This is a genomic window from Sphingomonas sp. Leaf412 (assembly GCF_001425405.1).
GTDB lineage: Bacteria > Pseudomonadota > Alphaproteobacteria > Sphingomonadales > Sphingomonadaceae > Sphingomonas.
Map to the genome: position 1 here is coordinate 69,017 of NZ_LMQP01000003.1, position 20,463 is coordinate 89,479.

Genomic DNA, 20,463 nt, shown 5'->3' on the forward strand with positions numbered 1-20,463 from the left:
CCAGACTGGGTCCCCGCCTTCGCGGGGACACATAGGGATGGCACCTACGGCCGCATCGTCTGCGCCTCCAGCGTGGCGGTGCGCACGATCGTGCGGTCGGCGGCGTCGCGGGCGAGCGCGACGCGATACGTGCCCGCACGGATGCGCCAGCCGGGCAAGGCGGTGTCGTAATCCGCCACGACGCGCGGTTCGGCGGTCAGGGTCACGCGCCGCACCTCGCCGGGCTTCAGCGTCACGCGGCGGAAGCCCGCGAGCCGCATCGGCGCGCCCGATCCGTCGCGCGCGACGTACATCTGCGGCACGTCCGCACCCGCGACGCGGCCGGTGTTGACGACGTCGAACGTCACCGACAGCGTCCGCCCGCCCGTGACGACCGGATTGCGATAGGCGAAGCTGGTGTAGCCCAGCCCGTGGCCGAAGGGGTATAGCGGCTTCAGCGCCTTCTTCTCGTACCAGCGGTAGCCGACGTCGGCGCCCTCGACATAATCGACCGGGAAGCTGTCGAGCGCGACGCCCGCGCCCGCGGCGGGATCGGCGGCGGCCTGTCGCTCCATCGCGCTCATCCGGTCGAGGCCGACGGGGGTGGGGCGCGGCGGCTGCGACGCGGTGGCGGGGAAGGTGATCGGCAGGCGGCCGGACGGATTGACGCGGCCGGTCAGGATGTTGGCGATCGCCTCCCCCCCGCGCTGGCCGGGATACCATGCCTGCACGACCGCGGGCACTGCATCGATCCACGGCATCAGCACCGGGCCGCCCGTCTCCAGCACCGCCACCGTCCTGGGTTGCGCGGCGGCGACGGCCGATATCAGCGCGTCCTGATGATCGGGCAGGCGCAGGTTGGGGACGTCGTCCGCCTCGGTCGTCCATTGCGTCGCGAACACGATCGCCACGTCCGCCGCCTTCGCCGCGGCGACGGTGGCGTTCAGGTTGCGGCTGTCCACGAACGTCACCTGCGCGCCGGGCAGCGCCTTCCTCAGCGCGGCGAGCGGGGAGGAGGCGTGGTACGTGATCCGCGCGAAGGAGGCGGAGCCGCCATAGGCGAGCGGAATCTCGATCGGCGCGCCGCCGACCGAGCGCACCTGGCTCGACCCGCCGCCCGACAGGACGCCGACGTCCGCGCCGCCGCCGACGACGAGGATGCGCTTCGCCTTCAGCGGCAGCAGCCCGGCCTGGTTCTTCAGCAGGACGATCCCCGCCTCCGCCGCGCGCTGCGCCACGTCGGCGTTCCGCACATAGGGCGGGGTCTGCGCGGTCGAGGGCACGGGCGCGTCATAGGCACCGCTGTCGATCAGCCCGGTCAGGTAGCGCGCGACCATGTCGTCCAGCCGCGCCATCGGCACCTGCCCCTTCTCCACCGCGGCCTTCAGCGGGGCGGAGAAATACAGCGCCTTGTCCAGCTCCTGCCCCGATTGCTGGTCGAGGCCCGCGTTCGCGGCCTTCACGGTCGAATGGACCGCGCCCCAGTCGCTCATGACCCAGCCGGGATAGGCCCAGTCGCGCTTCAGCACCTTGTTCAGCAGGAAGTCGTTCTCGCACGCCCAGTCGCCGCCGACCTTGTTATAGGCGCACATGACGGAGGCGGGGCGACCCTTCTCGATCGCGATCTGGAACGCGAGGAGGTCGCTCATCCGCAGATCCGCCTCGCCGATCCGCGCGTCGTACACCATGCGCCCGGTTTCCTGCGCGTTGAGCGCGAAATGCTTCACCGTGCTGGCGATGCGGTTGGACTGCACCCCCGCGATATGCGCGCCCGCCAGTTCGCCCGCGAGCAATGGGTCCTCGCCCAGATATTCGAAATTGCGCCCGCCCCACGGATCGCGCGTCAGATTCACGCCGCCCGCGAGCAGGACGTTGAACCGCTTCGCCCGCGCCTCGGCGCCGATCATCGCGCCGCCCGCGCGGGCGATGTCGGGGTCGAAGCTGGCGGCGGTGGCCAGGCTGGAGGGCAGGGCGGTGGCGACGTCGCCCGCGCGCTGCTCCACCTGGTTGGCGACCCCCAGCGACGCGTCGCTCTCGCGCACCAGCGGCACGCCCAGCCGGGGGATGCCGTCGATATGCCCGGCCGACGGGATCAGTTCGTTGCGCGACTTGCCCTTCGCGAACGGCGGGAACAGGCCGTGGACCAGCGCGATCTTCTCATCCAGCGTCATCCGCTTCACCAGCGCGTCGGCGCGCGCGCGTGCGTCGCCCGCCTCATTCGGTGACGGCGCCTGCGCCATTGCGGCCACGCCCGCCGTCGCCAGCAGCGTCGCGCCCAGCGTCGCCCTCATGATCCTGCGCATCCATCCGCTCCTGTCCGTTCTGCGTGGCACGAACAGCACAGGTTGATAACGTTCTCAACTATCTTCTCGATGATAACGCTAACGCCGGTGCCGCAGGCTTGACAAGGACCGGGCCGGCTTTCAGGTGAACGTTCTCAAGCGGACAGGCGCCGGGGAAGGCGCTGATATATATGGGGAGGAAGGGGATGCGCAGCTTCACCGCTCGCAATTTGTCACATCTGGTTCTGGGCGCCTCCGCGCTGGCCATTGCGGCACCCGCCGCGGCGCAGGACACCGCCGCCACGGTCGGCAACCCCGGCGCGTCCGAGATCCAGACTCCCCCCGTCGCCGCAGAGGAAACGGGCGACGACCTGATCGTCACCGGCATCCGCGCGTCGCTGCGCGAAGCGGTCGACATCAAGCGCAATTCGCAGGGCGTCGTCGACGCGATCAGCGCGGAGGACATCGGCAAGTTCCCCGACACCAACCTGGCCGAATCGCTCCAGCGCATCACCGGCGTGTCGATCGACCGCCAGAACGGCGAAGGCTCGCTGGTCACGGTCCGCGGCTTCGGCCCCGAATACAATCTCGTCACGCTGAACGGCCGGCAGATGCCGACCGCGACGCTGGGCGACGGCGCCAGCCCGCCCGCCTCGCGCTCGTTCGACTTCGCCAACCTGGCGTCGGAAGGGATTTCGGCGGTCGAGGTCTACAAGACCGGCCGCGCCTCCGTCCCCTCGGGCGGCATCGGTTCCAGCATCAACATCCGCACCCCGCGCCCGCTCGACAAGGCGGGTACGCGCGGCAGCCTGGCGGTGAAGGGCGTCTACGACGAATCCTATAACGAGGGGACGAAGATCACGCCCGAAGTGTCGGGCATCTTCTCCACCACGCTGGCGGACGACCGCATCGGCATCCTGGTCAGCGGCATCTACCAGAAGCGCAAGGCGAGCACGAACACCGGGTCGGTGGGCTTCGGCAACGCGTTCCTGGGGTCGGAGAACGACTGGGGCACGCTGCCGCAGAACGGCACGCCGGGGTCGCAGAACGTGACCAACCGTCCCGACCAGACCGACGTGTACGAAGTGCCGCAGAGCGCCGCGTACAACCTGACCGACATCGACCGCGAGCGTATCAACGGGCAGGCGGTGCTGCAATTCCGCCCCAGCGATTCGCTGACCGCGACGCTGGACTTCACCTATTCGCGCAACAAGGTGACCGCGCGCGACAGCAGCGTGGGCGTGTGGTTCAACTTCGGCGACACGTCCAGCGCGTGGACCGACGGCCCGGTCGCGGGTCCGATCTTCTACACCGAGCGGTTCGGACCCGGAAAGGACCTGTCGTACAGCGGTTCGCTGACGTCCAACCTGTCGGAGAACAAGTCGTTCGGCGGCAATTTGACGTGGGAGGCGCCGGGCGGCGTCACCGTGTCGCTGGACGCGCATCACTCGACCGCGGAATCGAAGCCGACGAACCGCTTCGGCACCAGCACGTCGGTCGGCACCGCGATCTTCGGCGTGCAGGCGCAGACGGTGAATTTCGAGAACGACCTGCCGGTCATCTCGTACCAGATGTATCCGGGCATCGACGCGCTGAACCCCGCGCTCATCAACGCCACGGGCAATTCGTTCCGCAACGCGTATTTCCGCGACGAGATCAACCAGGTCCAGCTGAAGGGTCATTACGACCACGACGGCGACTTCCTCGATTCGCTCGACTTCGGTTTCTCGTTCGTCGAGAACAAGGTGCGGTCGGCCTACGGCTTCGTCCAGAACGACACCTGGGGCGGCGTGGGCACGCCCGCGGACCTGCCCGACGACCTGTTCGAGCGCGTGTCGCTGCCCGACAAGTTCAGCGGCGTGTCGGGATCGGGCGCGGGGATCATCCCGGCCTATTACCGCTTCAACTTCGAACGGATGGTCGACCTGCTCGACAGCCGCTTCGGCATCTGCGGCGGCGACGGCAATTGCCTGGCCAATTTCGACACCGACCGGCGCATTTCGGAAAAGACGATCTCGCCCTACGTGCAGGCGAACACGAAGTTCGACGTGTTCGGGCGCGAGGCGCATATCATCGCGGGCGTGCGCTACGACCAGACGACGGTCGCCTCCTCCGCGCTGACGCCGGTGCCGTCGGGCGCGGCATGGGTCGCGGCGGGCGAGTTCAACATCCTCTATTCGCCCAACAGCGAATTCCTGACCAACAAGGGCAATTACGACAACTGGCTGCCCGCGATCGATTTCGATTTCCAGCCGTTGCAGAACGTGAAGCTGCGCGCATCGTACAGCCACACGATCACGCGCGCGGATTACACCGCGTTGCAGGGCGGCCTGACGCTGAACCGCCAGTTCGGCATCGCGGGCGGCGGCGGCAATCGCGGCAATCCGAACCTGGTGCCGTTCCTGTCGAAGAACATCGATCTGTCGGCGGAATGGTATTACGGTCGCGACAGCTACATCTCCGCCGGATATTTCCGGAAGAAGGTGGAGAATTTCATCAACTCGCAGGAAGTCGAACAGAGCGCGTTCGACCTGCGCAATCCCGCCGACGGCCCGCGCTTCCGCGCGGCGCAGGCGGCGCTGGGCAATACGACCGACGTCGGGGCGATCCGCGACTATATCCTGCGCAACTATCCCGCTTCGGTGGAGGTCCTGCGCAATCCGGACGGCACGCCGACGCTGGACCCCAACGGCCGCTACCAGGGGCGCATCTTCGGCCTGCCCGAGGACGGCCTGGTCAACTTCCGCGTCCAGACGCCGTTCAATTCGGACCAGACCGCGACGATCGACGGGTTCGAATTCGCGATCCAGCACAGCTTCTGGGACACCGGCTTCGGCACGATCCTGAACTACACGATCGTGAACGGCGACGCGGTGTTCGACAACGCGCTGGACCCCAATGTCGGGCAGTTCGCGCTGGCGGGCCTGTCGGACAGCGCGAATGCGGTGCTGTTCTTCGACAAATACGGCTTCCAGGCGCGCGTGGCGTATAACTGGCGCGCGGAATTCTACGCCGGCGGGAACCCGAACCCGACGTACGTCGATGCCTATGGCCAGGTCGACGCCAGCATGAGCTACGAACTTCGCGAGGGCCTGACCGTGTTCGCGGAAGGGATCAACCTGACCGGCGAGGGGCGCCGCGGGCATCGCCGCTCGGACGAGTTCACGACCTTCGCGCAGCCGGGCTTCGCCCGCTATGCGGCGGGCGTACGCGTCAACTTCTGACGGTGAAGCGGAAGGCGTCCCGCATGCGAGGGACGCCTTCCGCTTCACGGGTGCATCCGATAGTCAGGTGAGCGGCATGTCGCATTCCGTCTCCCATATCGTCATCGTCGGCGGGGGCACCGCGGGCTGGCTGGCGGCGTGCCGCCTCGCCGCCGCGGCGCGCCCCGGCGCGCTGGCGGTGACCGTGGTCGAAAGTCCCGACGTGCCCACGATCGGGGTGGGCGAGGGGACGTGGCCGACGATGCGGCGGACGCTGGCCGCGATCGGGATCGCGGAGGCGGATTTCCTGCGCGGCTGCGACGCCGCGTTCAAGCAGGGGTCGCGCTTCGACGGCTGGGTCACGGGCGACGCCGGCGACAGCTACCACCACCCGTTCACCGCGCCCGCGGGCGGCGACCCACGCGCGCTGGTCGCAGGCTGGCAGGCGGGCGGCCTGCCCTTCGCGCAGGCGATGGGCCCGCAGCCGCAGGTGGCGGAACAGGACCTCGCCCCGCGGCAGCGCGCGATGCCCGATTATGCGGGCGCGCTGAACTACGCCTATCACCTCGACGCGGGAAAGCTGGCGGTGCTGCTGCGCGACCGCGCGCTGGCACTGGGCGTCCGGCACGTGCGCGACCATGTCGAACGCGTCGACCGGACCGACGCGGGCGACGTCGCCGCGGTCGCGACGCGCGCGCACGGGGCCATCGCGGGCGACCTGTTCCTCGATTGCACCGGCCATGCCGCGCTGCTGATCGGCGGCGCGATGGGAGTGAAGTTCGTCGACCGTTCCGACGTCCTGTTCAACGATCGCGCGCTGGCGGTGCAGGTGCCGGTCGCGCCCGGCTCCCCGATCGCGTCGACCACCAACGCCACCGCGCATGCCGCCGGATGGATTTGGGACATCGGCCTGCCGGCGCGGCGCGGCGTGGGGTGCGTCTATGCGTCCGCGTTCATGGACGACGATACGGCGGCGGCGACGCTGTCGGCGTACCTCGGGGTGCCGGACGCGAGCTTCCGGCGGCTGACCTTCCGGTCGGGGCATCGCGCGCGCTTCTGGCACGGCAACGTCCTGGCGGTCGGGCTGTCGGCGGGGTTCCTGGAGCCGCTGGAGGCGTCGGCGATCGTCACGATCGAGCTGGCGCTGGATCACCTGATCGCCAATTTCCCCGCGACCACGGACGCCTTCCCCGCCGCGGCGGCGCGCTTCAACGCCGCGTTCCGCTATCGCTGGGACCGGATCGTGGAGTTCCTGAAGCTGCATTACGTGCTGAGCCGCCGCACCGGACCCTATTGGCGGGCGCATCGCGATCCCGCGTCGATCCCGGCGCGGCTGCGCGACCTGCTCGACGCATGGCGGCACCAGCCGCCGTCGGACGCGGACCTGCCCGATGCGGAGGAGGTGTTCCCCGCCGCCAGCTATCGCTACATCCTGTACGGCATGGGCTTCCCCGTGCCGCCCGCGGTCGCGGTCGCGGTCGCGGGCGCGGCGGACGATCCGCTGGCGCAGGTGCCGCAGCAGGTGCGCGCGCTGACCGCCGCGCTGCCCACCCACCGCGCGTATCTCGACGCGCTGTCCCGACCGATGGAACGCCTTGCCCGATGACCCATGCGATCCTGAACGCCGACGACCACCGCACCCTGCGGATCGACACATCGCGCGGGGCCGATCGCGGCGACGCGCAGATGGCGTGCCTGCTGACCCCCGACGAATTCCGCCGCGCGCAGGACGAATACGCCATCCTGTTCCGCCAGAACGCGACGCGCGACCGGGTCGACGCCTATGCGCTGCTGGGGTTCGAGAATGGCGAGAACCTGTACCTCGCCGGCGACCGCTGGGACGCGCGCTACGTGCCGCTGGCGATGGATATCCAGCCGTTCCTGATCGGGCGCGGCGGGGAAAGCGCGCAGGTCCATGTCGACATGGATCACCCGCGCATCTCCGCGGGCGGGGAGGGCGTGCGCGTGTTCGACGACCTGGGCCGTGCGACGCCCTATTTCGAGGGCGTGGTGGAACGGCTGGGGCGGCTCGACGCGGGCTATCGCGCGGCGGCGGCGTTCGTGACCGCGCTGGAACGCTACGACCTGCTGGAGCCGCTGACGCTGGAGGTGACGCTGGACAGCGGGGCGACCAACCGGTTGGTGGGGTTCCTGAGCGTGGACGAGGAGCGGCTGCGCGCACTCGACGCCGCCGCGCTGGGCGATCTGCATCGCGACGGGCATCTGCTGCCGTTGTTCATGGCGGTCGCGTCGCTGGGGAATATCGGGCGGCTGGTGGCGCGAAAGAACGCCGCCGGTGGCTGACGTCCTGGCCGACATCGCGCGCGTGCCGGAGGTGGAGGCGATGGACCTCGACCGGCGGCTGCGCGACGCGGACCGGCCGTTCGTGGTGCGCGGGCTGGTCGCCCACTGGCCACTGGTGCAGGCGGGGCGCCGCTCGGCGCGGGATGCGCGCGCCTATCTGCTGCGGCATCACCGCGACCGTGCCTTCGCGGTGTCGGTCGGCGCGCCGGGCAGCGGCGGGCGGCTGTTCTACGACGCGGCCATGCGCATGAACTTCCGCGAGGCGCGCGCGACCCTGCCCGACATCTTCGCGCGGATCGACGCCAGCGAGGGGCGCGACGATGCGCCCGCGGTCTATCTCGGCTCGGTCGACGTGCACGATTTCTTCCAGGGCCTGCACGAGGCCAATCACGTCCCGCTGGGGGATCGCGACCCGATCGCCAGCCTGTGGATGGGGACGCGCAGCCGGATCGCGGCGCATAACGATACGCCGAACAACCTGGCGTGCGTCGCGGTCGGGCGGCGGCGCTTCACGATCTTCCCGCGCGACCAGTTCGCGAACCTGTACCTCGGCCCGGTCGACAACACGCCCGCGGGGCGGACGATATCGATGGTCGATTTCCACGCTCCCGATTTCGCCGCGCATCCGCGCTTCCGCGACGCACTGGACCATGCGCAGGTCGCGGACCTGGACGCGGGCGACGCGGTCTTCATCCCCGCGATGTGGTGGCATCATGTCGAGGGGCTGGCGGACTTCAACGTCCTGCTGAACTATTGGTGGCGGGAGACGCCGGCGTGGATGGGGCAGCCGCAGGATGCGCTGACCCATGCGATGATGGCGATCCGCGACCTGCCCGCGGACGAGAAGGCGCACTGGCGCGCCATGTTCGACCATTATGTGTTCGACGGCGGCGATGCGGTGACCGCGCATATCCCCGCCGATGCGCGCAGCGTGCTGGCGCCGCTGACCCCCGAAAGCGCCGCGCGCATCCGCGGCTTCCTCCTCCAGCAGTTGAGCCGATGACAGACCAGAACCCCCGCACCCCCCGCCGCATCGTCGTCGCCGGCGGCGGCACCGCCGGATGGATGGCCGCCGCCGCGATCGCGCGGACGATGGGGCGGACCGTGTCGGTGACATTGGTCGAATCGGAGGCGATCGGGACCGTGGGCGTGGGCGAAAGCACGATCCCGCCGCTCGTCACCTACAACCGCCTGCTCGGCATCGGCGAGGCGGAGTTCATGCGCGCGACGCAGGCGACGTTCAAGCTGGGCATCCGCTTCGACGGGTGGCGGACGCCTGATTCGACCTATTTCCATTCGTTCGGGACGACGGGAAAGGATCACTGGTCCGCGGGGTTCCAGCATTTCTGGCGCCACGGCGCGGCGATGGGCCACGACCAGCCGTACGACGATTATTGCCTGGAATTGCGCGCGGCGGAGGCGGGGAAGTTCGCGCACCTGCCCGACGATCGCATGAACTACGCGTACCAGCTCGATTCGTCGCTCTACGCCGCGTTCCTGCGCCGGATGGCGGAGGCGGACGGCGTGCGCCGGGTCGAGGGGAAGATCGCGGCGGTCGACCTGCATGGCGAAAGCGGCGACGTCGCGTCTTTGACGCTGGAAAGCGGGGAGCGGATCGAGGGCGACCTGTTCCTCGACTGCACCGGCTTTCGTGCGCTGCTGATCGAGGGCGCGCTCCATGCCGGGTTCGACGACTGGACCCACTGGCTGCCGTGCGACGGCGCGATCGCGGTGCAGACCGAAAGCGTCGGGCCCGCGGTGCCGTTCACGCGCGCGACGGCGCACGACGCGGGCTGGCAATGGCGCATCCCGTTGCAGCACCGCACCGGCAACGGCATCGTCTTCTGCGGCCGCTACCTGTCGCGCGACGCCGCACTGGAACGATTGCTGGCCAATGTGCAGGGCAAGGTGCTGACGACGCCCAACCACATCGCCTTCACCACAGGCGCACGGCGGAAGCAATGGCATCGCAACGTCGTCGCCATCGGGCTGTCGGGCGGGTTCATGGAGCCGCTGGAATCCACCAGCATCCACCTGATCCAGCGCGCGATCATCCGCCTGATCCGGATGATGCCCGCGGGCGACATCAGCCCGCGCGACGTGGCGGAATTCAACGACCAGCAGGCGCAGGACATGGAGCAGATCCGCGACTTCCTGATCCTGCACTACCACGTCACCGACCGGCGCGATTCGCCGTTCTGGCGGCAGTGCGCCGCGATGGACGTGCCCGACACGCTGCGGCAGAAGATCGAGCTGTTCCGCGAGACCGGCCGCGTCTTCCGCCGGAACGAGGAATTGTTCGCGGAGAACAGCTGGGTGCAGGTGATGATCGGGCAGGGGATCGTGCCGCGATCCTATCATCCCGTCGCCGCGAAGCTGCGCGATGCGGAACTGGACCGGTTCCTGGGCGGCCTGCGCGACGATGTCGCGCGTACCGTCGCTGGGCTGCCGTCGCATGCCGAGTACGTCGCGCATTATTGCGGCGCCGCGACCCCGGCGCAGGCGGCCTGATCCCCATGCCCCGGCGAAGGCAGGCGGTCACGATCCGCCACGTCGCGGCCGATGCGGGCGTGTCGTTGCAGACCGTCAGCAGGGTCATCAACAAGGAACCCAACGTCCGCCCCGAAATGGCGGCGCGGGTGCAGGCGTCGATCGACAAGCTGGGCTACGTCCCCTCGATCGCGGCGCAGCGGATGAGCGGGTCGCGCTCGTACCTGATCCTGGCGCTCAACGACCGCGACCGCACGATCGCGGACTGGACCAGCCGGCAGGGGACCGACTGGGTCGACCAGATGCTGCTGGGCGGGATGCTGAAATGCGCCGAGCATGGGTATCGCCTGATCTTCGAACTGGTCGACACGCACAGCGACCATATCGAACGCGAACTGTCCGCGGCGATTGCGGCGTTGCAGCCCGACGGCGTGATCCTGACCCCGCCGCATTCGGAAAATCCCCTCATCACCCGATTGCTGGCGGCGCAGGGGATCAGCTTCGCGCGCGTCGGATCGCTGATGGACGGCCCGGGCTTCGCGCTGACGATGGGGGACGAGGGCGCGGCGCAGGCGGCGACCGGGCATCTGGTGGCGCTGGGCCATCGCCGCATCGGCTTCATCGCGGGCGATCCCGAATACGGCCTCAGCCAGTGGCGCGTCGACGGGTGGCGCGCCGCGATGGCGGCGGCGGACCTGCCGGTCGACGACCTGCTGGTGGCGGGCGATTTCACCTATGCGTCCGGGCGCGCGGCGGCGGAGAAATTGCTGGCGCTGGACGGCGTCACCGCGATCGTGGCGAGCAGCGACCAGATGGCGCTGGCCACGCTGGAACTGGCGCGCGGGCGCGGGCTGGACGTGCCGCGCGACCTGTCGCTGGTCAGTTTCGACGACACGCCGATCACGCGCTTCTCGCACCCGCCGCTGACCGCGGTGGTGCAGCCGATCGCGGCGGTGACCGCGCGGGCGGTGGAGCTCATCATCGACGAACGCGCCGGGCGCCCGGTGCCCGACACGCCCGTCGTCGTTCCCGCCGCGCTGGCGGTACGCGGCTCGACCGCCCCGCCGCGGTGACGCGGTTCGACCGGCCCGCCGCGGTGACGCGACGCTACCGGCCCGCGGCGATCAGGCTGGCCAGTTCCCCGCTCTCGCGCGCCTTGCGGCCGTAGACATATTCGAACAACGGCCCCGCCATCATCGTCGTGACGATCGCCATCAGCACCAGCATCGAGAACAGGGTCGGGCCGATGATGCCCTTCTGCAACCCGATGTTGATGATGATGAGCTCCATCAACCCGCGCGAGTTCATCAGCGCCCCGATGCCCAGCGCGGTGCGATTGTCCTCCCCGCAGGCGCGCGCCGCGAGGTAGCAGGCGCCGAACTTCGCCGCGATCGACGCGGCCAGGATGCCCAGCGCGACCAGCAGCAGCGACGCGGAATTGACCATGTCCATCCGCGTGTTCAGCCCCGAATAGGTGAAGAACATCGGCAGCAGCATGACGACCGCGACCGGCTCCACCTTCCGCTTCATCTCCTCCACGAAAGCCCCACGCGGCATGAACACGCCCAGGATGAATCCGCCGAAGATGCCGTGGATGCCGATCGCGTCCATGATGAAGGCGGACAGGCTGAACAATGCCAGCACGATCGCCAGGACGGTCATGCTCATCTCGCCGCGCGCCTCCACCGCGCGGCCCAGCGGGGCGAGCAGGCGGCGGCCGAACAGGATCAGGAACCCGGCGTACAGGAACGCGCCCCCGATCGCGACGACGGCAAGCCCGCTGCCGCCCCCGAACGTCGCCAGCACCACCGCCAGCACGCACCACGACGCCGCATCGTCGAACGCCCCCGCGGTCAGCGACAGCGTGCCCAGCGGACTGTCGGCGAGGCCGCGTTCGTTGATGATGCGCGCCAGCATGGGAAAGGCGGTCAGCGCGATGCACGCGCCCATGAACAATGTGGCGTTCGCGCGCCCGATGCCGGGGGCGAACAGGCCGGGGATGTCGAGCAGGAGCGGCGTGATGAGCGCCGCGATCACGAACGGCGCGACGACGCCGGAGGCGGACACCGCCGCCGCGCTCCTCGCCTTCGACCGGAAATGGTCGAGCCGCAGCGTCAGGCCGACGAGGAACATGTACAGCGCGACGCCCAGCTGCGCGCCGACGTACAGGACGTTCTTCGTCTCCTTCGGGAAGATCGCGGCCTGGACGTCGGGGAAGACCAGGCCAAGCAGCGACGGGCCCAGGACCACGCCCGCGATCATCTCCCCCACCACCTGCGGCTGCGCGAGCAGCTTCTGCCCCAGCCAGCCGACGAGGCGGCAGGTCAGGATGATGATCGCGAGCTGAAGGAAGAAATGGATGCTGAAGTCGCCGGGCGCATAGGTCGCCGCGCCGGTCGGCCCGACCGGGCCGTGGGCGGACAGCAACCCGGTCAGCGTCGTCCGGAAACTGTCCCACATATCGGCCATCGCGCGCTCCCCCGCCCCGGTTGCGCATCACGCACGGCCCGCCGCCCGCGACGCCCCGCGCGACATGCCATCCATCGCTGCGAGAAATTGGTCGGGGCGACAGGATTCGAACCTGCGACCCCCACACCCCCAGTGTGATGCGCTACCAGGCTGCGCTACGCCCCGACCGAAGGAGCCCGCGGACGGGCTCCAAGCGCGCGCCTCTACGCGGCGGCGCGCGCGGATGCAACAAGCATCAGCCGCCGATGATGTTGCGCCAGAAGGTCCCGTCCCACGCGTCGATGTGCATTCCCTGCGGCGCATGGGCGCGCAGCGCGCGGCCGAACGCCTTCTGGTGGTCCGCCTGCCCATGCGCGGCCAGCGCCTCGGGCGAGGCCCAGCGTTCGGCGACGCGGATCGTGTCGGGATCGGCGGCGTCGAAGGAGAAGGCGTATTCCTCGCACCCCTCCTCGGTCCGCACGACCGCGGCGTGGTCGGCCAGCAGCGTGGCGGCCTTCGCGCCCTCGCCCGCGGCCAGCTGGATCGTGCCCATCAGGATGATCGTCATGCGTGTCCTCTCGCTCGTTTCGTGGCGTCGTAGCGCCGCCGCGCGTGTTGCGCCATCGCGGAAGGGGTGATAGCGGCTCGACGCTTCCGGCGGGCGCCCTTCGCGTCCGCGTCATTCGTCATGCACGGGATTCCGATGCTCATCTCTCCCGCCTACGCGCAAGCGGCCACCGGTGCCGCCCAGGGTGGTGCCCTCGGCGGCATCATCGGCCTCGCGCCCTTGTTCCTCGTCTTCATCGTCTTCTACTTCCTGATGATCCGTCCGCAGCAACGCCGCATGAAGGCGTTGCAGGCGTCGGTCGCCGCGGTGAAGAAGGGCGATTCGGTCGTCACCGCGGGCGGCCTTCTGGGCAAGGTCACGCGCGTCGAGGACGCGACCGTGGAGGTCGAGATCGCCCCGAACACGCGCGTCCGCGTCGTGAAGGCGACGCTGGCCGAGGTCACCGCGCCGGGCGGTGGCAAGCCGGCCAATGATTAAGGCGGGCGACTGATGCTCGATTTCCCGCGCTGGAAGGTCGCCGCGATCTGGCTGACGCTGGCGGTGCTGTGCGCGCTGTCGATCCCCAGCTTCCTGCCCGAACGCTATACGCAGGGATGGGCCTTCGCGCCGCGCGTGAACCTCGGCCTGGATCTGGCGGGCGGCAGCTACCTGCTGCTGGAGGCGGATACGAACGACGTCGCCGCGGCGCGGGTCGAGGCGATGCGCGAGCAGGTGCAGACCGAGATGCGGCGGCAGGACCCGCGGATCGAGATTGGCGAGATTTCCAGCCGCGGCGGCAAATTGTCGTTCCTGCTGCGCGATCCGCGTCAGGTGGACGCGGCGCGCGAACGCCTGCTGGCGATCACGGGCAGCGGCGCGGGCATGACCGGGCAGCGCGAATGGGACATTCAGGTCGTCGACACCAGCCGCTTCGTCCTGACGCCCACGTCCGCGGGCATCACGCAGGCGGTGAATTCGACGATGGACCTGGCGACCGAGGTGGTGCGCCGCCGCATCGACGAACTGGGCACGCGCGAACCAACGATCATCCGGCAAGGATCGAACCGCATCGTCGTGCAGGTGCCGGGGTTGCAGGATCCGCAGGCGCTGAAGGACCTGCTGGGCAAGACCGCGAAGCTGGAATTCAAGCTGGTCGACGTCAACGCGGTCGATCCGCAGGCGCTGGCCAAGGGGCAGGCGCCCGCGGGTAGCCAGGTGCTGCCGTATCCGGGCAATCCCAGCGGCATCCCGCTGATCGCGGTGAAGCGCAATGCGATCATCTCCGGCGACATGCTGTCCGACGCGCGGCAGGAATTCGACCCGCAGACCAACGCGCCGCAGGTGTCGCTGACGTTCGACGGGCAGGGCGGCCGCCGCTTCGCGAAGGTGACGCGGGAGAATGTGAACAAGCCGTTCGCGATCATCCTCGACAATGCCGTCATCTCCGCCCCCAACATCAACGAACCGATCCTGGGCGGCCGCGCCTCGATCAGCGGCGGCTTCACGGTCGAAACCGCAAACCAGCTGGCCATCGCGCTGCGCTCGGGCAAGCTGCCGGTCGATCTGAAGATCGTCGAGGAAGCGACCGTCGGCCCGGACCTTGGCGCCGATTCGATCCGCGCGGGCATCCTGGCCAGCGTGGTCGCGGTCGTGCTGGTCGCGGCGTTCCTGCTGCTGACCTACGGCCGGTTCGGCGTGTACGCGAACTTCGCGGTGACGATCAACGTGTTCGTGATCCTGGGCGTCATGGCGCTCATCAACGGCACGCTGACGCTGCCGGGCATCGCGGGCTTCGTCCTGACGATCGGGACCGCGGTCGACGCCAACGTCCTCATCAACGAACGCATCCGCGAGGAGCGGCGGCGCGGGCGCAACGTGGTGCAGGCGGTGGAGCTGGGCTACAAGGAGGCCAGCCGCACGATCTTCGAGGCGAACGTGACGCATGCGATCTCGGGCGTCATCATGTTCCTGCTCGGCTCCGGCCCGATCAAGGGGTTCGCGGTCGTCCTGCTGATCGGCATCGCCACCAGCGTGTTCACCGCGGTGCTGTTCACCCGCATGCTCGTCGCGCAGTGGCTCCGCCGCGCGAAGCCCAAGACGATCCATATATGACGCGCGACCGCGATCTTTCCTTCCGTCATCCCGGCGAAGGCCGGGATCCAGAGTCGCACGCGTTGCGCTCTGGGCACTGGACCCCGGCCTGCGCCGGGGTGACGAGGTAGTATGAAACTCCTGAAACTCGTCCCCGACGACACGAACTTCGACTTCGTCCGGCTGCGCGGCTGGGCGTTCGGGCTGACGTTGCTGCTGAGCGTGCTGGCGGTCGGCGTGACCTTCTACAAGGGGCTGAACTTCGGCGTCGATTTCGAAGGCGGCCTGATGATCGAGGAGCGGTTCGCGCAGCGTCCCGACCTCGACCGCATCCGCGAGGTCGTCGACCGGCAGGGCGTGGGCGAGGCGCAGTTGCAGACGTTCGGCGACCCGCGCACGATCACGATCCGCCTGCCCGTCCAGCAGGGCGGCGACGAGGGCGCGACCAACGCCGCGGTGAAGAAGGTGGAGGCCGCGCTGGCGCGCGAATTCCCCGGCGCGCAGTTCCGCCGCTATTCCACCGTGTCGGGCAAGGTGTCGGGCGAGTTGATCCGCAACGGCATCCTCGCGGTCGTGCTGGCGGTGCTGGGCATCGGCCTGTTCGCGATCTTCCGCTTCGAATGGCAGTTCGGCGTGTCGACCGTCATCGCGATCGTCCACGACCTGCTGATGGCGCTGGGCTTCTTCGCGATCACGCAGTTCGAGGTCGACCTGAACATCGTCGCGGCGTTCCTGACCATCGTGGGCTATTCGATCAACGACAAGATCGTGATCGACGACCGCATCCGCGAGAACATGCGCCGCTATCGCCGCATGGAATTGCGCGAGCTCATCAACCTGTCGGTGAACGAGACGCTGCCGCGCACGATCATGACCGCGGTCACGATCCTGCTGGCGCTGGGTTCGTTGCTGTTCCTGGGCGGCCACGTGCTGCGCGGCTTCACCGCGGCGATGATCCTGGGCATCGTGGTCGGCACCTATTCGTCGATCTACGTCTCCTCCTCGCTGCTCATCACGCTGGGCCTGCGCGCCGACCCCGCCGCGGCGGAGGCGAAGCGCACCGGCGGGATCGAGGACGCGGAACGGATCGCGCCGCGCGCGTGACGGCCCGGCGATGAGGATCGACGCCGCCCGCCCCGCCGGGCCCTTCGTCGCCGGGCTGTCCGCGGCGGGCTTCAAGGTGGAGGATGCGCAGGGCGTGACGGGGGTCTATCCCGCGCTGCTGCTGACCCCGGTCCGTGCCGATCCGTGGACCCCGCCCGCACTGGACGCGCTGGACATCGACGCGCTGGCTCCCATCCTCGATCCGGTGCCGGAATTCATCCTGCTGGGCACCGGCCGCGACCTGTCGCACCCGCCGCGCGCGCTGGTCCGGGCGCTGGACGCGCGAGGCATCGGGATCGAGGCGATGGACAGCCGCGCCGCGGCGCGCGCCTGGGGCGTGCTGCGCAGCGAGGACCGACGGATCGCGGCGGCCTTCTACCCGCTGTAGTTCGCGACCACGCCGCGCAGGTGATCGTACAGCGCCGCGGTATTCGCCTCCCACGTGAACGGGTCGGCGTACGCGCGGACGGCGTCGCGGTCGGGCGGGGCGTGCAGCAGGTCGCGTAGCGCCGCTGCGAAGGCGTCGGGCGTACGGGCGACGATCCGCCCCGCGGTCGGCGCGGTCACCACTTCGCGCGCACTGCCGACGTCGGTGACGACGATCGGCGTGCCGGAGGAGAGCGATTCGACCCAGACGTTCGCCAGCCCCTCCGACGAGGACGCCAGCGCCATCGCATCCGCCGCCGCCAGCCAGCCGGGCAGGTCGTCGTGCGCCACCGCGCCCAGGAAGCGGACGCGGTCGGCGATGCCCAGACGTGTCGCCCGCCGCTCCAGCGCGCCGCGGTCCGGCCCCTCGCCTGCGATCGCCAGTGTGACGTGCGGCAGTCTGGCGAGGGCGTCGAGGACGATCGCGTGGCCCTTGCGCGGGATCAAGGCGCCGACCGACAGCACGACCGGGCCGTGCAGCCCCAGCGCGGCCTTCGCCGCGGCGCGGTCGCGCGGGGCGAAGAGGGTCTGGTCGACTCCGGTGTGGTGCACGCGGATGCGGTCGGGCGGCATCCCCAGCGCGACCATGTCGTCGCGCATCGCGGCGCCGACCGCCAGCAGGCCGTCCGCCGCCAGCCCCGCGCGCCGCACCTGCGCCGCGGTCGCGGGGGCCCGACCCCAGTGGTGGATGTCCGCGCCCCGCGCCTTGATCGACACGGGCACGCCGTAGCGCCGCCCCAGCCCGATCGCTGCCACGCCGTCGGGGAAAAAGAAGCTGGCGTCGATCACGTCGAACGTGCCCGCGATCGGATCGAGGACGCGCGCGACCGCGCGGCCCAGCGCGCGGGCGTGGAAGCGTCCCGCAGTGCCGGGAACCGCCAGGAAGCGCGGGCGATGGACGTCGAGCCCGCGCCACGTCTCGCGCCGCGGGAGCCCCGCCAGCCCACGATAGCGCGCGTGGCGCGACAGCGGGAAGGGCGGCAGCCCGATCGGCGCGACGACCCGCAGCGCGACGTCGGGATGCGCCGCGAGGCCGACCGTCTGCCGCTCCACGAACACGCCGAAATTGGGCCGCGTCGCGTCGGGGAACAGGGAGGAGAGGGTGACCACGCGCAGCATCGCGGGGGCGGGTCTAGCGGCGCAGGGTTAAGGCGAGGTCACGCCCTTTGTGTCCCCGCGAAGGCGGGGACCCAGGCTGGGCTCCCGCCTTCGCGGGAGCACAGACGGTTACAATAACACGCCGGTCGCCGAACCTACATCCGCCGCTCCCCGACATAGGCGAACAGCAGGTCCGCATCGACCGACGCGTGCAATGCCTCCGGCCCCGTCACCAGCACGCATTCGCCCGCTTTCCACGCCACCCCCGCGACGACGCCGTGCCCGCGGATCGGGACCAGCCAGCCCTGCTTCCCCTCGGGCAGGTCGATCGCGCGGTCGCCGCCGCCCCAGCGTTCCAGGACGAATTTCGGCCCCTCGACCAGGATCGTGCGCCCCGGCGCGACCTCGCCCGGCGCCGATGGCGGCGTCCACGGGTCGAGGTCCGCGACCGCGACCCCGTCGTCCAGGTGCAGTTCGCGGTCGCGCCCGTAATCGTACAGGCGATAGGTCGTGTCCGAATTCTGCTGCACCTCGATCAGCGTCAGGCCCGCGCCGATCGCGTGGATCACGCCGGAATGCGAATAATAGAAATCGCCCGCGCGGACCTTCTTCCAGTCCAGCTTGTGCTCGATCGATCCGTCCAGCGCGCTGGCGCGCAATTCCTCGCGCGTCATCGGTGCCAGCGGGCCGATCGCGATCGTCGAATCGGGCTCCGCGGCCAGGATCGTCCAGCATTCGTCCTTGCCCCGCGGCAGGCCGCGCTTGCGCGCCTCCTCGTCCGACGGATGGTCCTGCACCGACAGTTTCTCGCTCGTGAACAGATATTTGATGAGCAGTTCCGGCTCCTCCGGGTGCGGCGACTGGAACCACACCTCGCCGATCGGGGGGGCGTCGGGGGCGGGGTCGGGGAAGCCGGGATACAGGCGGTGCCGTCCCCACGGCTTCTCGACGCGCTTCGTGGCGAGCAGGGTGGCGGGCATCGGAACTCCTTTTCGGGAACGGCGCGGGGCGCATGCTGGCAACGCCGCCCCATGCCAGCCGTTCCGCGCGCGCGAAAGCCGTTGGCGTGGGGCCTCGCGCTGCGCTAAGGCCCGCACCGATGCGTATCCCGTTCGTCCGCCCGCTGTCCGCGGGCCTCGCCGCCGTCGCCGCCCTCGCCCTCGCCGGATGCGCGGGGAAGAGCGGCGGTGCCACCGACCTGCCCTATGTCGCGCGCGACGTCGGCACGCTGTATTCCGCGGCGAAGGGCCGGCTCGACCAGGGCCGGTACAAGGAGGCCGCGGCGCTGTTCGACGAGGTGGAGCGCCAGCATCCCTATTCCGTCTGGGCCCGCCGCGCGCAGTTGATGGGGGCGTTCAGCTATTACCTGAACGGCGATTATACTGAGGCGATCCAGGGCGCGCAGCGCTTCCTGTCGGTCCATCCTGGCAACCGCGACGCGCCCTACGCCTATTACCTGATCGCGCTCAGCTATTACGAGCAGATCGGCGACGTGACCCGCGACCAGAAGATCACCGCGCAGGCGCAGGACGCGCTGGGCGAACTGGTCCGCCGCTATCCCAACACCCGCTACGCCGCCGACGCGCGGCTGAAGGTCGACCTCGTGCGCGATCACCTGGCGGGGAAGGAGATGGAGATCGGGCGCTTCTACGAACGCCGTCGCCAGTGGCTGTCCGCCACGCTGCGCTTCCGCAAGGTCGTGGACGATTACCAGACCACGACCCACGCGCCCGAGGCGCTGATGCGGCTGACCGAGACGTATCTGGCGCTGGGCGTCCGCAACGAGGCGGAGAAGGCGGCGGCGGTGCTGGGCGCCAATTACCCGGGCAGCGACTGGTATGAACGGGCGTACAAGCTGATGCGCGACAATCCGTCGACGCCGATCGCGCCGCTGGCGCCCGGCGCGCCGGTCGTCATCGGCGCCGGCGGGGCGAAGGGCGTGCCGGGCGAGGCGACGACCGCGCCGCCCTCCACCGGCGCCGTCACCGCGCCGACGCCCGCGACGACGGGCGGCGATGCGGGAACCCCCGCCACGTCCGGCGCCGCCGATCCCGCCGCGACCCCGGTTCCCTGATCCCTGTTCGCCGGGTAGGGGATAGCGGGACGGTTCCGAAACGCAGGCCGGGGCCGACACCACACCGTCACCCCGGACCTGTTCGGGGGTCCATCGTGCCGCCAGGAGCAACGGCTTCCGCTCTCGCGGCGCCATGGATGCCGGGACAGGCCCGGCATGACAGAGTCGCTTTTGGCGACGTTTCGGTGGACACCGCTGCCGTCGGCTTGGCTGTGAGACCGGTGTTTTGATCCCCGGCTCCGCAAAGGCGGGACGAACCTGAAACACGGGCCAGCGCCGACACCTCCCCGTCACCCCGGACCCGTTCCGGGGTCCATGGTGCCGCCAGGAGCAACCGCCTGTGCTCTCGCGGCACCATGGATGCCGGGACAGGCCCGGCATGACGAATCTGCCCTCGGCGACGATCCGGTGAACACC

At 69.8% G+C, this 20,463-nt stretch carries 16 protein-coding genes and 1 tRNA gene; 11 read left to right on the forward strand and 6 right to left on the reverse strand.

Features of this window, described 5'->3' with window-relative positions:
* Positions 1-44: 44 nt before the first annotated feature.
* Positions 45-2,282: a beta-glucosidase gene (locus tag ASG29_RS07465; RefSeq protein ID WP_055982501.1), complete on the reverse strand. Its 2,238-nt coding sequence runs from the start codon at positions 2,280-2,282 to the stop codon at positions 45-47.
* A 209-nt stretch (positions 2,283-2,491) separates the two neighbouring features.
* Between ASG29_RS07465 and ASG29_RS07470 the strand changes: the two genes are divergently transcribed.
* From ASG29_RS07470 to ASG29_RS07495, 6 genes are all read left to right on the forward strand, one after another.
* Positions 2,492-5,485 (forward strand): TonB-dependent receptor, encoded by a 2,994-nt coding sequence (locus tag ASG29_RS07470; protein WP_321163188.1) that lies wholly within the window; start codon positions 2,492-2,494, stop codon positions 5,483-5,485.
* A 76-nt stretch (positions 5,486-5,561) separates the two neighbouring features.
* Entirely contained in the window at positions 5,562-7,070 is a 1,509-nt protein-coding gene (locus ASG29_RS07475) for a tryptophan halogenase family protein (RefSeq protein ID WP_055982505.1), read from the forward strand.
* The gene (locus tag ASG29_RS07480) at positions 7,067-7,768 is read left to right on the forward strand and encodes a SapC family protein (RefSeq protein WP_055982507.1); all 702 of its coding nucleotides are present in this window, start codon (positions 7,067-7,069) and stop codon (positions 7,766-7,768) included. Before ASG29_RS07475 ends, ASG29_RS07480 begins: the two co-directional genes overlap by 4 nt.
* Positions 7,769-7,808: 40 nt before the next feature.
* Complete coding sequence (locus tag ASG29_RS07485; protein WP_055985202.1) at positions 7,809-8,771, forward strand: cupin-like domain-containing protein; 963 nt, start codon at positions 7,809-7,811, stop codon at positions 8,769-8,771.
* On the forward strand, positions 8,768-10,279 hold the full coding sequence (locus ASG29_RS07490) for a tryptophan halogenase family protein (RefSeq protein ID WP_055982509.1): 1,512 nt from the start codon (positions 8,768-8,770) through the stop codon (positions 10,277-10,279). Before ASG29_RS07485 ends, ASG29_RS07490 begins: the two co-directional genes overlap by 4 nt.
* Before the next feature lie 5 nt (positions 10,280-10,284).
* Positions 10,285-11,331, forward strand: coding sequence for a LacI family DNA-binding transcriptional regulator (locus ASG29_RS07495; protein ID WP_200932395.1), 1,047 nt, complete (start codon positions 10,285-10,287; stop codon positions 11,329-11,331).
* A 34-nt stretch (positions 11,332-11,365) separates the two neighbouring features.
* Here ASG29_RS07495 and ASG29_RS07500 read toward each other — a convergent pair whose 3' ends face one another.
* The 3 genes from ASG29_RS07500 to ASG29_RS07510 all read right to left on the reverse strand — a co-directional run bounded on the left by ASG29_RS07500 (position 11,366) and on the right by ASG29_RS07510 (position 13,274).
* A complete protein-coding gene (locus tag ASG29_RS07500) occupies positions 11,366-12,727 on the reverse strand; it encodes a cation:proton antiporter (protein ID WP_055982512.1) in 1,362 nt (453 codons plus the stop codon).
* An 88-nt stretch (positions 12,728-12,815) separates the two neighbouring features.
* A tRNA-Pro gene (locus ASG29_RS07505) sits at positions 12,816-12,892 on the reverse strand.
* A 70-nt stretch (positions 12,893-12,962) separates the two neighbouring features.
* Positions 12,963-13,274, reverse strand: a complete 312-nt coding sequence (locus ASG29_RS07510; protein ID WP_055982514.1) for a putative quinol monooxygenase — start codon at positions 13,272-13,274, stop codon at positions 12,963-12,965.
* 135 nt (positions 13,275-13,409) lie between these two features.
* Here ASG29_RS07510 and yajC point away from each other — a divergent pair, with 135 nt between their 5' ends.
* The 4 genes from yajC (at position 13,410) to ASG29_RS07530 (ending at position 16,836) form a co-directional block, all read left to right on the forward strand.
* Positions 13,410-13,751, forward strand: a complete 342-nt coding sequence (gene yajC / locus ASG29_RS07515) for a preprotein translocase subunit YajC (protein ID WP_055985204.1) — start codon at positions 13,410-13,412, stop codon at positions 13,749-13,751.
* A 12-nt stretch (positions 13,752-13,763) separates the two neighbouring features.
* Entirely contained in the window at positions 13,764-15,365 is a 1,602-nt protein-coding gene (gene secD / locus ASG29_RS07520) for a protein translocase subunit SecD (protein ID WP_055982516.1), read from the forward strand.
* Positions 15,366-15,476: 111 nt separating this feature from the next.
* Positions 15,477-16,448, forward strand: a complete 972-nt coding sequence (secF, locus tag ASG29_RS07525) for a protein translocase subunit SecF (RefSeq protein ID WP_055982518.1) — start codon at positions 15,477-15,479, stop codon at positions 16,446-16,448.
* A 10-nt stretch (positions 16,449-16,458) separates the two neighbouring features.
* On the forward strand, positions 16,459-16,836 hold the full coding sequence (locus ASG29_RS07530) for an Mth938-like domain-containing protein (RefSeq protein ID WP_055982520.1): 378 nt from the start codon (positions 16,459-16,461) through the stop codon (positions 16,834-16,836).
* On the opposite strand, the gene ASG29_RS07535 is transcribed toward ASG29_RS07530, so the two are convergent.
* Positions 16,824-17,993: a glycosyltransferase gene (locus ASG29_RS07535; protein WP_055982522.1), complete on the reverse strand. Its 1,170-nt coding sequence runs from the start codon at positions 17,991-17,993 to the stop codon at positions 16,824-16,826. The genes ASG29_RS07530 and ASG29_RS07535 overlap by 13 nt on opposite strands.
* A gap of 134 nt (positions 17,994-18,127) precedes the next feature.
* Positions 18,128-18,952: a class I mannose-6-phosphate isomerase gene (locus ASG29_RS07540; RefSeq protein WP_055982524.1), complete on the reverse strand. Its 825-nt coding sequence runs from the start codon at positions 18,950-18,952 to the stop codon at positions 18,128-18,130.
* 119 nt (positions 18,953-19,071) lie between these two features.
* On the opposite strand from ASG29_RS07540, the gene bamD reads away from it, so the two are divergent.
* Positions 19,072-20,046: an outer membrane protein assembly factor BamD gene (gene bamD / locus ASG29_RS07545; protein WP_055982525.1), complete on the forward strand. Its 975-nt coding sequence runs from the start codon at positions 19,072-19,074 to the stop codon at positions 20,044-20,046.
* The last annotated feature ends 417 nt before the right edge of the window (positions 20,047-20,463 follow it).